This window comes from Aquabacterium sp. (assembly GCF_021768455.1).
Lineage (GTDB): Bacteria > Pseudomonadota > Gammaproteobacteria > Burkholderiales > Burkholderiaceae_C > Aquabacterium.
In genome coordinates, this window is sequence record NZ_JAIZVX010000015.1 from 1 (window position 1) to 12,898 (window position 12,898).

At 56.8% G+C, this 12,898-nt stretch carries 16 protein-coding genes; 7 read left to right on the top strand and 9 right to left on the bottom strand.

Annotation, left to right across the window (positions count from 1 at the left end; all coding sequences use genetic code 11):
* A partial coding sequence (locus QZ994_RS03595; RefSeq protein ID WP_290868369.1) for an efflux RND transporter permease subunit occupies positions 1-298 on the top strand: 298 nt, incomplete at its 5' end.
* A 14-nt stretch (positions 299-312) separates the two neighbouring features.
* Here QZ994_RS03595 and QZ994_RS03600 read toward each other — a convergent pair.
* Entirely contained in the window at positions 313-567 is a 255-nt protein-coding gene (locus tag QZ994_RS03600; RefSeq protein ID WP_125244032.1) for a heavy-metal-associated domain-containing protein, read from the bottom strand.
* Positions 568-744: 177 nt separating this feature from the next.
* On the opposite strand from QZ994_RS03600, the gene QZ994_RS03605 reads away from it, so the two are divergent.
* Both QZ994_RS03605 and cueR read left to right on the top strand, forming a co-directional pair.
* Complete coding sequence (locus QZ994_RS03605) at positions 745-3,204, top strand: heavy metal translocating P-type ATPase (RefSeq protein ID WP_290868378.1); 2,460 nt, start codon at positions 745-747, stop codon at positions 3,202-3,204.
* Between the two features lie 8 nt (positions 3,205-3,212).
* On the top strand, positions 3,213-3,659 hold the full coding sequence (cueR, locus tag QZ994_RS03610) for a Cu(I)-responsive transcriptional regulator (RefSeq protein WP_125244136.1): 447 nt from the start codon (positions 3,213-3,215) through the stop codon (positions 3,657-3,659).
* Positions 3,660-3,693: 34 nt separating this feature from the next.
* Here cueR and QZ994_RS03615 read toward each other — a convergent pair whose 3' ends face one another.
* The 8 genes from QZ994_RS03615 to QZ994_RS03650 form a co-directional block, all read right to left on the bottom strand.
* Complete coding sequence (locus tag QZ994_RS03615; protein WP_137839884.1) at positions 3,694-3,984, bottom strand: CopK family periplasmic copper-binding protein; 291 nt, start codon at positions 3,982-3,984, stop codon at positions 3,694-3,696.
* Positions 3,985-4,093: 109 nt separating this feature from the next.
* A complete protein-coding gene (locus QZ994_RS03620; protein ID WP_137839883.1) occupies positions 4,094-4,945 on the bottom strand; it encodes a hypothetical protein in 852 nt (283 codons plus the stop codon).
* 219 nt (positions 4,946-5,164) lie between these two features.
* A complete protein-coding gene (locus QZ994_RS03625) occupies positions 5,165-5,506 on the bottom strand; it encodes a copper-binding protein (RefSeq protein ID WP_290868384.1) in 342 nt (113 codons plus the stop codon).
* An 8-nt stretch (positions 5,507-5,514) separates the two neighbouring features.
* Entirely contained in the window at positions 5,515-6,003 is a 489-nt protein-coding gene (locus tag QZ994_RS03630) for a DUF411 domain-containing protein (RefSeq protein WP_137839881.1), read from the bottom strand.
* Positions 6,004-6,005: 2 nt separating this feature from the next.
* Positions 6,006-6,506: a cupredoxin family protein gene (locus QZ994_RS03635; protein WP_133611132.1), complete on the bottom strand. Its 501-nt coding sequence runs from the start codon at positions 6,504-6,506 to the stop codon at positions 6,006-6,008.
* A 30-nt stretch (positions 6,507-6,536) separates the two neighbouring features.
* The gene (locus QZ994_RS03640; protein WP_137839880.1) at positions 6,537-7,949 is read right to left on the bottom strand and encodes a copper oxidase; all 1,413 of its coding nucleotides are present in this window, start codon (positions 7,947-7,949) and stop codon (positions 6,537-6,539) included.
* Between the two features lie 14 nt (positions 7,950-7,963).
* Positions 7,964-9,394, bottom strand: coding sequence for a TolC family protein (locus QZ994_RS03645; RefSeq protein ID WP_290868391.1), 1,431 nt, complete (start codon positions 9,392-9,394; stop codon positions 7,964-7,966).
* The gene (locus QZ994_RS03650; protein ID WP_133611065.1) at positions 9,391-9,720 is read right to left on the bottom strand and encodes a hypothetical protein; all 330 of its coding nucleotides are present in this window, start codon (positions 9,718-9,720) and stop codon (positions 9,391-9,393) included. The genes QZ994_RS03645 and QZ994_RS03650 overlap by 4 nt, the downstream gene beginning before the upstream one ends.
* Before the next feature lie 150 nt (positions 9,721-9,870).
* On the opposite strand from QZ994_RS03650, the gene QZ994_RS03655 reads away from it, so the two are divergent.
* The 4 genes from QZ994_RS03655 (at position 9,871) to QZ994_RS03670 (ending at position 12,849) form a co-directional block, all read left to right on the top strand.
* Positions 9,871-10,560 (top strand): heavy metal response regulator transcription factor, encoded by a 690-nt coding sequence (locus QZ994_RS03655; RefSeq protein ID WP_058089017.1) that lies wholly within the window; start codon positions 9,871-9,873, stop codon positions 10,558-10,560.
* Positions 10,557-11,972 (top strand): heavy metal sensor histidine kinase, encoded by a 1,416-nt coding sequence (locus tag QZ994_RS03660; protein ID WP_290868396.1) that lies wholly within the window; start codon positions 10,557-10,559, stop codon positions 11,970-11,972. The genes QZ994_RS03655 and QZ994_RS03660 overlap by 4 nt, the downstream gene beginning before the upstream one ends.
* 209 nt (positions 11,973-12,181) lie before the next feature.
* Complete coding sequence (locus QZ994_RS03665; protein WP_290868399.1) at positions 12,182-12,538, top strand: hypothetical protein; 357 nt, start codon at positions 12,182-12,184, stop codon at positions 12,536-12,538.
* Between the two features lie 35 nt (positions 12,539-12,573).
* On the top strand, positions 12,574-12,849 hold the full coding sequence (locus tag QZ994_RS03670; protein ID WP_133611063.1) for a DUF2933 domain-containing protein: 276 nt from the start codon (positions 12,574-12,576) through the stop codon (positions 12,847-12,849).
* Positions 12,850-12,898 lie beyond the last annotated feature (49 nt).

A 12,898-nucleotide genomic window follows, 5' to 3' on the forward strand; every position in this document is an offset into this window, starting at 1 on the left:
CATCGACAAGGGCCAGGTCAGTGTCGATGACCTGCTGGACGCCATCCGTGACGGTGCCGTGCTGCGCGTGCGCCCCAAGGCCATGACGGTGGCAGTGATCCTCGCGGGCTTGCTGCCGATCATGTGGGGTGCAGGCACGGGCTCCGAGGTCATGCAGCGCATTGCTGCACCCATGGTCGGGGGCATGATCACGGCGCCACTGCTGTCGATGTTCGTGATTCCGGCTGCGTACCTGCTGATTCGCCGCAGCAAAAAGGCAAGGCGCGCCACGCAAGCGCCTCACATGAAACATGCCTGAAGGCTGTCACGCCATCACCCACAACAACAGCCACCTCGACTGGCCTTCTCGGGTTTGAGCGGCCCATTTGTCACCACCACAGGGGTGTAGCCAGCCTCCTGGATTGCGTCGCGAAGTTCATCTGCATCCGCCTCTGTGGGTTCGATCTGGACTTGGTGCGACTGCAACTCGATCCGTACGGTGGCCTCTTTATCGACGGCCCGCACCGCCTTGGTGATGGTGCTGACGCAATGGCCGCAAGTCATGTCCTTGACTTCAAAAGTGATCATCAGAAACTCCGATTGGTTTGGGGTGGATTCACTTTCAAGCTTCCTACAGCAGGAAGGTCAAGCACCTGTTTTCAATAACCCCGCAGTTAACGCATGTAATTGCCACACGGCTTTACATTCCCACGATGGGAAGCTTGAGGATCCACGACAAACATCAACCACCTATACGGGCACACCATGATCTCCCCGCAAAAGCCGCTGGTCACATTCCGAATCGACATCCCCATCTCGGGGATGACTTGCGCTTCTTGTGTGTCCAGGGTAGAAAAATCGCTCAAGGCAACGGCTGGTGTGCAAAGCGCCAACGTCAATTTGGCCACCGAAGTGGCCTCGGTCCAAGCGGACCCATCTGTGAACCTTGAGGTACTCAGCGCAGCCGTCCGCGAGGCCGGCTACGACCTGAAGACCACCGATGTGGCCCTCCATGTCGAGGGCATGACCTGCGCCTCTTGCGTCACCCGGGTGGAAAAAGCCTTGCTCAAGGTTCCCGGCGTCTTGTTGGCCTCCGTCAACCTGGCAACCGAACAGGCCGCCGTGCGTGCACTCTCCACGATCCCACCCGCATCTCTCGTGGCAGCCGTCACCAAGGCAGGCTATGTGACTCAATTGAAGCAGGAAGCCGAGCCCGCAAAGCCCAACACCCTGCCGACATGGGGGCCCGTGGCGATCGCTTCTGTTTTAACCTTGCCACTGGTATTGCCCATGGTGCTGCAGTTGGTGGGGATCGACTGGATGCTCAATGGCTGGCTGCAACTCGCACTGGCCACGCCGGTGCAATTCTGGCTGGGCTGGCGCTTCTACCGGGCAGGATGGCGGGCCGTCAAGGCCAAGGCCGGCAACATGGACCTGCTGGTTGCGCTTGGCACGTCCGCAGCCTTCGGCCTGTCCGTCTACGTTCTGATGCGGCATTCACAGCACGGCATGCCGCACCTCTATTTCGAAGCCTCGGCTGCAGTGATCACGCTCGTTCTCCTGGGCAAGTGGTTGGAAGATCGCGCAAAGCGGCAGACCACGGACGCGATTCGCTCTCTCAACGCCTTGCGGCCGAGCACGGCACTGGTTCGACGCGATGGCGTTGACGTCGAAATGCCCGTGGCCGACGTGAGGGTCGGTGACCTGGTGAGCATACGCCCGGGTGACCGCGTGCCCGTTGATGGCGAAATCATTGAGGGGCGCAGCCATGTGGATGAATCGCTCATCACAGGCGAAAGCCTGCCTGTCGCCAAACAAGTGGGTGATCAGGTGACCGGCGGGGCCATCAACGCCGAGGGCATGTTGATTGTCAAGACGCAGGCCGTCGGTGCCGAAACAACCCTGGCACGCATCATCCGGCTGATCGAGTCGGCCCAGGCGGGCAAGGCACCCATCCAGCGCATCGTGGACCGTGTCAGCGCCGTGTTCGTTCCCGTGGTGTTGGGGGTCGCGCTACTCACCTTTCTGGCTTGGCTTGGCATCAACGGAGACTGGGAGCATGCCTTGATCAACGCCGTGGCCGTGCTGGTGATCGCCTGCCCATGTGCATTGGGCCTGGCCACACCCACGGCGATCATGGTCGGAACAGGTGCCGCCGCACGCCGAGGCATCCTCATCAAGGATGCTCAGGCATTGGAGATCGCGCATTCGGTGACCGTCGTGGCGTTCGACAAAACAGGCACACTGACGGAAGGCAAGCCGACGCTGGTAGCCGTTGTCCCGGCCGAAGGGTCAGGCATTGACGAAGTGGTCGCTCTGGCCGCAGCGTTGCAACAAGCAAGCAGCCATCCGCTGGCACTGGCAGTCACCACCCACGCCCGCGACGCCAGCCTCACCATCCCCTCTGTGCGAGATGCCAAGGCACTGGCGGGCCGGGGCGTCGAGGGCATGGTGAGGGGAGCCAAGTTGATGCTGGGCAACACCAGACTTTTGAATGAACTGGGGGTGGATGCAGGTGCGCTCGGCACGCAAGCCGATGTGTTGGAGCGGCAAGGACGGACCTTGTCATGGCTTGTGCAGCAAAACGCAGGCGGCTTTGAACTGTTGGGGCTGATGGCCTTCGGAGACACCGTCAAGCCCACGGCAACTGCAGCGGTGAGAAACCTGCACCAACTGGGCATCAAAACCCTCATGCTGACCGGCGACAACCAGGGCAGCGCTGATGCGGTCGCGCAGGCCCTGGGTATTCTCGATGTGCGAGCGGAGGTGCTGCCCAGCGACAAAGCGGCCATCGTGCAAGCCTTGCGCGCCAGCGGTGAGGTCGTGGCCTTCGTGGGTGATGGCCTGAACGATGGCCCTGCCCTGGCTGCAGCATCTTGCGGTTTTGCGATGGCCGGAGGTGCTGACGTGGCAACCGAGACCGCAGGCGTCACGCTGATGCGCGGCGACCCCAGGCTGGTGGCCGACGCCCTGGATGTGTCGCGGCGAACCTATGCCAAGATCAAGCAGGGGCTGTTCTGGGCCTTTGCCTATAACGTCCTGGGCATCCCACTGGCGGCACTGGGCATGCTCAACCCCGTCATCGCGGGTGCCGCCATGGCGCTCAGCAGCCTCAGCGTCATCGCCAATGCGCTCTTGCTGCGCCGTTGGCGGGGTGCGATGGAAAACGAGTTGCCACAGCACACCAAGCCTGCCACCGTCAATTCACAAGGAGCCGCTGCATGAGCGAACACATGAACATCGGAGAAGCAGCCAAGGCCTCTGGCGTGTCGGCCAAGATGATCCGGCACTATGAAAGCGTGGGGCTCTTCCCCGGCGCTTTGCGAACCGATGCAGGTTACCGCCAGTACACCGACAAGGAGGTCGGCACCTTGCGCTTCATTCGGCAAGCCAGAGACCTCGGGTTCTCGCTGGATCAGATCCGCGAACTGCTGGGACTATGGCAAGACCGTCGACGCCCAAGCCGCCAAGTGAAGGCGCTGGCCCAGGCCCATCTGCAGGAGTTAAATCAGAAGCTCCAGGAATTGCTTGCCATGAAGGCCACCCTCGAACACCTCGTTCATTGCTGCCATGGTGATGACAGACCGGACTGCCCGATCCTCGATATCCTGGCAACCCCACATGCCCAAAGCGAAACGAAGCCCGCGCGGAGCGGGCTGCGGTCAGGTCGGCAAAGTTGACCTGGACGATGTGGGCAAGCAGCGCATCATCCAATCAATCCAGGTGTCCTTCACTGATCAGGTTGCCAAGCCTTGCCACCTCGTTGCTGCTCGCAACTATCTTCTTCCCGTCGACGGTTTCTAACGTTTCACCTTTTTTCATGTAAACGGCTTTTCCATACTTACTTTCCTTCGCCATTTTTCCATCCTTGAAAATGTAAAGCGTGCCACCATCTTTCAGTTGATGCGTAGCAGCGGCCTGATTTTTAGCCGCATCACCAGCATAAGCAGACCCGACAAATCCAATCAAGGCGACAAGCGTGATCAACGAGGTAGAATTTTTCATGGTGTTTCCTCTTAGAAATTGGCAAAAATGTGGCCTTCGAATAAAATATATAAGGCCACGACATGCAATTTAACCGCTGCCACCTTACATAGACATGACGTCGCGATGACTAATTTGACAGCATCTCGTCAATATTAAAACGTCTTGAAAACTCATCCGTCATTCTTGAAATAATGTACTTGTCATAGACCCTTGCCAATTGCGCATCATTGCCACCCAAACGGATGTTCTTTTTGAACAAGGCCGTACGTCTGGACCCAGGTATATCTGGTCTGCGTGAGGGAGCATTGAAAACTTGCCTGACCCGAAATCCGGAGCGCACAGCACACGCGTTAACCCAAATATCATCCGCATCAGGACACGTCGCCCGGTAACCGAGTCCGACTCGTTTGAGCAGAAGCAGAAAATCAGGTGGGTAAAGTACACCACCCACTCCAGTGGAGAAATTTAGATGGGAGGGGACACTGCTATTGCAAAGCGGCCATGCGATGTAGGGCATCAATGCATCGCCATTCGTTAAGACAGACCGAGCGCGCAAACAATGAATAACGGCCTTATCGCTCAACCAGGCATCAAAAAGATGCTTGAAAGCAAGATGTTCGTAAAAAACATCGTCGTCAATGGTGATCAAAGGTCGAACGAAAGAGGCATTCATCTGCAGATAAGGTTGCAGCTTTTTGTGAGGCCCATCGTTTTCGCAGGTTATCACCTCCAATCCACGATGACACAAACGCGTCAACGATTTCGGCAATCGCCCCGGCCAATCTTCCCGAGACAAGAACAGAATGACTCTTCTGGGCTTAATTCCGCTGCACGCAGATTCGATCGCCAAATGAACCCTGTTGACACGATCTCCGTGTGAAGTGAGGGACACATCAAACGCTGAGCTCTCGTCCACCAATTTTTCTTTCGATAACCAGTTTTTCAATGCATACCGAAGAAAAAGAAGATAGCTCTTCACCACAGCCCCAAAATAAAAAGCACTCCCAAATCAGGCCAAACACCATCTTCAGCAGAGTGGGCACTGAATTGGACTATGGGCGATCCTCTAACCAATCAACCGATCAGATAAATTGCCCAAGCAAAGCCTGATTGAATCGATCTCGGAAAAACACCACCGAGCAAAGACAGTCAACACCAACTCAACAAGCCTGGCGCCTAACGTGATTTAACACTTTCGTCAGGGCGCATTTTTTATTTCCGTCACGATCATCTTCCCACCCTCGCTGAGGACCATGAATTTCACCTGATCACCAGGCCTGAGATTGGACAAGATGCTCTTGTCTTTGGCGGTAAACACCATGGTCATGCCTGGCATGTCCAGGTGCTTGATGTCACCATGCTTGATGGTGACTTTGCCGTTGGTCTGATCAATTTTCTTGATCTCGCCGTCGGTCATTGCGGGAGCCTGCGCGGACTCCATCTTCGAATGGTCCATGGCAGCTTGAGCGAATGAAGCAAGTGGAGAAGCGATGCCGATGGCACAAGCCGATACGGCTAAAAACTTAGCAATGGCGTTCATTGTTGACCTCATGAGTAAGAGTTAAAAACCAGAACCGATCCGTCTTTGCGGATCAGCAGCACTTGGTATGGATCGCGGTGACCATCAAAGTCAGGCCCATCCATCCCAGGAGATCCGACAGGCATGCCAGGCACAGCCAAACCCAGGGCATGTGGCCTGTCTTTGAGCAACCGGCGGATATCGCGCGCAGGGACGTGCCCCTCGATCACATAGCCGGACACCACAGCCGTGTGACAGGATGCCTGCCGCTCCGGCATCCCAAGGGCGGCACGCGCGGCCTTGTTGCCCTCATCCACCACGGTGACGACGAAGCCATTGTGCTCAAGGTGCGAGACCCACAGCTTGCAACAGCCGCAGTTGGGATCTTTCCACACCTTGATTGGTGTTCGCTCCGCAGTCTCTGAGGCCGCCCAAATCGTCGGCGTACATGCCAATGACAAGGCCGCCATCAGCACTTTGCGCCTAGAGCGCAATGGAGACACAGATTGGTCTCGCATGATCATTTCTTCGAAACCTGGACCTTGCCCTTCATGCCCGCCTCGTAGTGACCAGGAACCAAGCACGCGAAATTCACTGTCCCGGCTTTAGTGAACTGCCAGACGATTTCACCTTGCTGCCCAGGCGCAATGGTCACCTTGTTGGGCTCGTCGTGCTCCATGTTCGGGAACTTCTTCATCACCTCCAAATGCTCCAAAAGTTCCTTTTCGGTCCCCAGGTTCATCTCGTGCTTGATCTGGCCTGCGTTTCTGACGACGAAGCGCACTGTTTCGCCCTGCTTGACTTGAATCGATGCAGGTTCAAATCGCATCTTGTCGCTCATCGAAACCTTGATCGTTCTGGTGACTTTCGATGCCCGACCAGGCTTGCCGATGGCGGTTTCTTCAGCGGCCTGGGTTCCTGCACCATGGTCATGCGCATGGTCTCCCCCAGCAAATGCGGAAGCGGACAGCGTCAAGCAAGTTGCAGCAATGAAGTGGGTGGCGAATCGACGTTTGTTCATCATGAAAAATCCGTATCAAGAGGTTGAGAATCAGTGATCGCTGTGAGACGTCGGCTTGCGGGCTCGCACCTCGACAGCCTTGTCAGGCTTCTTGGCCCGGGGCATAGATTGCCCACCTTCAGACTTGAATCTGGCAGGCTCACTCAAGGGGCCGGTATATTCATGTGCCACGGTGCCTGCAGGATGCTTGAACCAACCAGGGTCCTTGTAATCGCCATGCTTTTGGTTCTTGCGAACCTTGAGCACACTGAACATGCCGCCCATCTCGACCGAGCCAAAAGGCCCTTCGCCAGTCATCATGGGTACCGTGTTGTCAGGTATCGGCATTTCCATCTCGGTCATGTCGGCCATCCCACGCTCGCCCATGACCATGTACTCAGGCAAAAGGCCCTTGATCTTTTTGGCAACGCCACGGTGATCCACACCAATCAGATTTGGAACGTCATGCCCCATGGCGTTCATGGTGTGATGGCTCTTGTGGCAGTGAAAAGCCCAGTCCCCCTCCTCATCGGCCAAAAACTCGATCTGCCGCATTTGCCCAACGGCAACGTCGGTGGTCACCTCGTACCAGCGAGTGCTCTTCGGCGTCGGGCCACCATCGGTGCCTGTCACCAAGAATTCATGTCCATGCAAATGGATGGGGTGGTTCGTCATCGTGAGATTGCCAACCCGGATGCGCACTTTGTCGTTGAGTCGAACGTTGAGCGAGTCGACCCCGGGAAAGATGCGGCTGTTCCACGCCCACAGATTGAAGTCAAGCATGGTCATCGTCTTGGGGGTGTAACTGCCCGGATCGATGTCAAAAGCATTGAGCAAGAAGCAGAAGTCTCTGTTGACCTCATCGATCAACGGGTGCTTGTTCTTCGGGTGCGTGACCCAAAACCCCATCATGCCCATGGCCATCTGTGTCATTTCGTCGGCATGGGGGTGATACATGAACGTTCCTGGACGACGTGCCACGAACTCGTAAACGTAGGTCTTCCCCACAGGAATGGCGGGCTGATTCAAACCGGCCACACCGTCCATGCCGTTGGGCAGCCGCTGTCCATGCCAATGGATGCTCGTGTGCTCAGGCAACCGATTGGTGACATAAAGCCGAACACGGTCGCCTTCAACCACCTCGATGGTGGGCCCAGGGCTTTGCCCGTTGTACCCCCACAGGTGCGCCTTGAAGCCTGGCGCCATCTCCCTCACCACGGGCTCGGCAACCAAATGGAACTCCTTGACGCCTTGGTTCATCCGCCAAGGCAAAGTCCAGCCATTCAAGGTCACCACAGGGTTGTAAGCACGCCCTGTTTCAGGAACGAGAGGAGCCATGGTGTCCGAACTGGTCTGAATCACCGGCTCAGGCAACGCGGCCATCGCCACGCGACTGACGGCACTGGCTGCCACGGCGCCACCAGCAATGCCAGCCATCCTGAAAAAATCTCTTCTTGACGACATCTTTGTTCCTTTGATCAATGACCGCCACCGGCGCTGGGAGCTGCGCCGCCGACGGACAAGGTGGTACTGGTGGGGCGCCCGATCAGCGATGCCTGCATCGCGGCGTCGGCCAACCAGAACTGTTGTTCAGCATCGATGGCGGCAATCACAGTTTCCACTTGATCCCGGTAGTCGGCCAGCAACTCGAATACACCGATGAGCATGCCGTTGTAGCGAAGCTGGTTCTCATCCGAGATGACCTTGCGCAAAGGCAGAACCTCGTCTCTGTAATGCCTGGCGACGTCATGAGCAGCTCGATAAGCCGAATAGCTCTCTCGCAGGTTGGAGCCTGCTGAGCGTATGACGGCCTCAAGCTGATTGGCCGCAGCCAAAGTACGCGCATTGAAGGCGTCGCGCTGCATACCGCCCCAGTCAAAAATTGGCAGTCGCAAGGCCAACTCATAACCTCTGGCAGTGGAACTTGTTCCCGCTGCGTTATCAAATTTGGTGTTCCTGCGGGCGGTCAACTCGATGTCGGTAAACGAGTTCACCAGTTCAAGACCCTGAGCCTTGGCATACGCATCGAAATTGCTCTGGGCCAAGCGAATATCCAGTCGAGATTGAGACGCCTGCGCACTGAATGCCTTCGGATTCACCGGTTCCTTGGGTAAGTCGGGGAGACGATCTGGAAGCCTCAGTTGATCGACTTGGGCATCGTTCAAACCAAGCAGACGTACCAACTCCTCTCTGGCCGCCGTGTTCAGATGGCTTACAGAGGCCAACCGGGTTGCTGCGTCGGCATAAAAGGCCTGTTGCCTGGCGCGGGAAACACGGTTGAAGTTGCCGACCGCTTGCATACGCTGCGCCAGCTCTGCGCTTGCTTGCGATGCCTCATAGACTTGTTCGGCGTACTTGAGCGTCTGTTGAGCGGCCACGGCACGGACCCATGCCTGGCGGACCAAGGTCACTTGGTCCACAACGTCTGCAGCCAGCTTTACCTGTGCTTGTTCGATTCGTCGGCTGGCGGCACTCTGTCGCCAAGGTAGAGAGATGAGATCAAGCAAGCCAAAGGACAAAGCGCGCCCCAACTCCAGCTCATCGCCAGCGCGCAAGCGCTCAAAACTGAACACCGGATTGGCGATGCGGCCTGACTGAGCCGTCTGAGCTGCTTCAGCCCAACTCTGCGCCAGCAGGGCTTGCATGGAAGGACTATTGACCAACGCCAACTCCACTGCTTGCGACTGGCTCAAAGGCTTTTCCAACAGAGAGTGGGCTCGTCCGCGGAGTTTTGTCTTTTCAGAATCGTTCGTCGCCAGCGACAGATTCCCCTGCGTGAAGCCCGAGGTTTCGTCGTTGATGCGCTTGACCGATTGACCAATGTCGATGCTCGCACAACCCGAGAGAACACCCAAACCGATCGCAGCGACACCCGCTCTCAGCGGTACTCGATTGAACAGCCTTTTCATCGACGGCTCTCCCCATGACCTGCGTGCGGATCATCGCGTTCAGACTCGCTGCTCGGTTTGATGTTGGGACCACCACGCGACTCTCGTGCGTAAGCTCGCCAACCACCAATGCGACCGACCAAGTCGTTGGACTCTTTCCAGGCCGCGAGAACCGGATCGGAAAAGCCCTGGTAGCTGCCAATAGGGGATCGGTAGGTCACCATGAATTCAGGTGGCGCGATTGGTTCAGCACTGGCAGGCTGCTGGGCTTGGGTCAGCCCCCCCATGGCTAACAGCACCAGACCCAGTGCGGGGCGAACAACATAGGACGATTGGGCCAATAGCATGTCTTCCTCTTGGCAAGCTGTGATTTCAAGCTGCCATTGTGCTCAGGTCAGCCTGTCGAGAACCTGTTTCGCAGATGACAGTTTTGTCATCTGCGAAACGCACGTCAGAATGGCGGCAAACTCAGGCGCTGGCAGGAACTGGAGATCACCGTGCGCATCTTGATCGTAGAAGACGAACCAAAGACCGGGGAGTACCTGCGCCAAGGGCTCAGCGAAGCAGGGTTTGTTGTCGATCTGGCGACCAACGGCCCCGACGGGATTCACCTCGCCAAACACGGTGCGCACGATCTGGTGATCCTGGACGTCATGCTGCCAGGTCTCAACGGGTGGCAAGTGCTGAGCACCTTGCGTCAGCAAGGCCTGGAAATGCCTGTCTTATTTTTGACAGCCCGCGATCAAGTCGAGGATCGTGTCAAAGGGCTGGAGTTGGGCGCCGATGATTACCTCATCAAACCGTTCTCGTTCGCGGAGTTGCTGGCGCGGGTTCGAATCATCCTGCGCAGGGGGCGGCAGCATGGTGACGGCCCAACGTTGTGCGTTGCTGATCTTGAGATGGATCTCTTGCGACGACGCGTGACCAGAGGTGGCGTGAGGATCGACTTGACGGCCAAAGAGTTCGGTCTTCTGGAGCTACTGATGCGGCGACAAGGTGAGGTGCTGCCGCGTTCTCTCATCGCATCGCAAGTGTGGGACATGAACTTCGACAGCGATACCAACGTGATCGAGGTGGCCATTCGACGCCTGAGGGTCAAGATCGACGAAGGCCAAAACATGAAGTTGATTCAAACAGTACGAGGAATGGGGTACGTTCTCGAAGAGCCTGGAAGGTCTGCTCAGTGAAGATCGAACGACTGAAGGCGTTGTCACTGACCGCTCGCTTGACATTGTTCTTCACCTTGACGTCCGTGTGCATTGTGCTGGGCTTGGGCAGCCTGCTTATGTACGCTGCAGACCAGCATTTCATCGATTTGGACCGCTTCACCCTCAGTGACAAGCAACTCCTCATCAAGGACATCCTAACGAAGTCGCGCTCTCAAGATGACGCCCGCAAAAGATTGAGCGAGGCCTTGAATCACCACCACGGCATGTACATCTCTGCCAAAGGCATTGACGGATCAACACTCTACAGTTCAGATCGGTTTTCTCCACCTGGGCAAGTGGCTCCGGGGCTGAGCCAGCCTGACGAGCAGGTGATTCAAAGGTGGCAGAGTCAAGGGCGGGAATACCGGGCGCTTCGCATGCAGCAAAGCCCTGGATACGACCCCACCAACGCCCTTGACGTTGTTGTGGCCATTGACACGAAACACCACGACGAATTCATCGCCCAACTCGGCCGAACCTTAGCGATTTACACGGTACTTGCGATGATCGCCAGCGGCATGTTCAGTTGGTTTGCTGCCCACCAGGGTCTTGCTCCGTTGAGGGCGATGAAATCGCGTGCTGCGACAGTTTCCGGGAGGCAACTTGACGAGCGGATGCCTGTCGGCTCAGTTCCCATTGAGATGGCCGATCTGGCAAAGGAACTCAACAGCATGTTGGACAGGCTGCAAAGTGATTTTCAGCGTTTGTCAGATTTCTCCTCTGATCTGGCGCATGAACTGCGCACACCTATCAGCAACTTGATGACGCAAACACAGGTTGTCCTGTCATCGCAACGTGACACGGAGACCTATCGAGATACCCTGGCATCTAACGTCGAGGAGTTTCAGCGCTTGGCCAGAATGGTGTCAGACATGCTTTTTCTGGCCAAGACTGAACGCAGCTTTGCCATACCTCAAAAGGAGCATTTTCAAGCGTCATCAGAAATCCAGAAACTCGTAGAGTTTTACGATGCCGTCGCGGAAGAAAAATTTATCCGCATCAACGTTGTGGGCGATGACCTGATCACAGGTGACAGGCTGATGTTCAGGAGGGCCGTCAGCAATCTGCTGTCAAATGCCCTTCGCCACACACCGAGCAGCGGAGACGTTTGCATCTCCGTGCGAAAAGCAGAGCCCTATATCGAGGTGGCTGTTGCCAATTCGGGCGAAGACATCGACCCCAAGGTTTTACCAAGGTTGTTCGATCGATTCTTCCGTGCAGACCCCGCTCGGGCTCACCCATCCAGCGACGGCGCAGGGCTGGGACTGTCCATCACGCGCGCCATTGTCGAAGCCCACAGCGGAAAAGTCGCCGTCACCTCAGAGCATGGGCGCACCTGCTTCACGCTGAGTTTCCCGGTGGGCGACAGGTCGAACCCGTCCCATGCCTGACATGCCCCTTCCGTTGTAGGTTGGCATCCACGAGCCCGGCGCCACGCAATGCGCCCCGTCTGCCATTGATCTGGATCAAGCTGGCTGGCGTAAATGACCTCAATGACACCAAGATAACAAACCTGTAATCTCTGGCTCACCTGCATGACAGGTGCTGCCACTAAGCTGAACTCACCACAACCATTCGCCTAGCGAATACTGGAGTCAGCATGATCGTGAACCACCGCAATTTCTCTGCCGCCGCCCTGGTGATTTTGGCATTGAACGGAATGGCCTTTGCACAATCAAAGGCGGAAGATCACTCGGCACATCACCCTGCGGCATCGGCCTCCGCCGCGTCGATGGTGGCCCCAAGCGCAGCGACTTCGCCTGCTATGGGCGCATCAAAGGGCATGCATGCCCACATGGAAAAGCACCACGCCGATATGCAGCGGATCATGAAGATCCGAGACTTCAAGAAGCGCCAGGGCGCCATGAATGAGCACATGAAAGCCATGAAGGAAGGCGACTGTCCAATGATGAAGGACGGCATGGGCATGGGCCCCGCATCCGGCACAAAAAAGTAACTCTCACGTAAACACTCGAAATACACGGAGCGCAAATGACAAACGTACACCACCCTCACCAAAGCAGCACTGGACGCCCATCGTTTCTGAGGTCCCCGGTCGGCGTAGCGTTGATCATGGTTGGCGTCATTTTGGCGTTCTTCGTATTGCGAGAGCACTGGTCGCATGTCGTGGGCAAACTGCCGTATCTGCTGTTATTGGCATGCCCACTGATGCATCTGTTCGGACATGGACATGGCGGTCACGGAGGGCAAAAGCATGGGTCTGGCACGCCACAGGACACGGCAGATTCTGGCAAAGCAACCCGATGAAGGGTATGCAACATGAGCTTGGCCTACAAGGCCCATGCTTCGATCACAC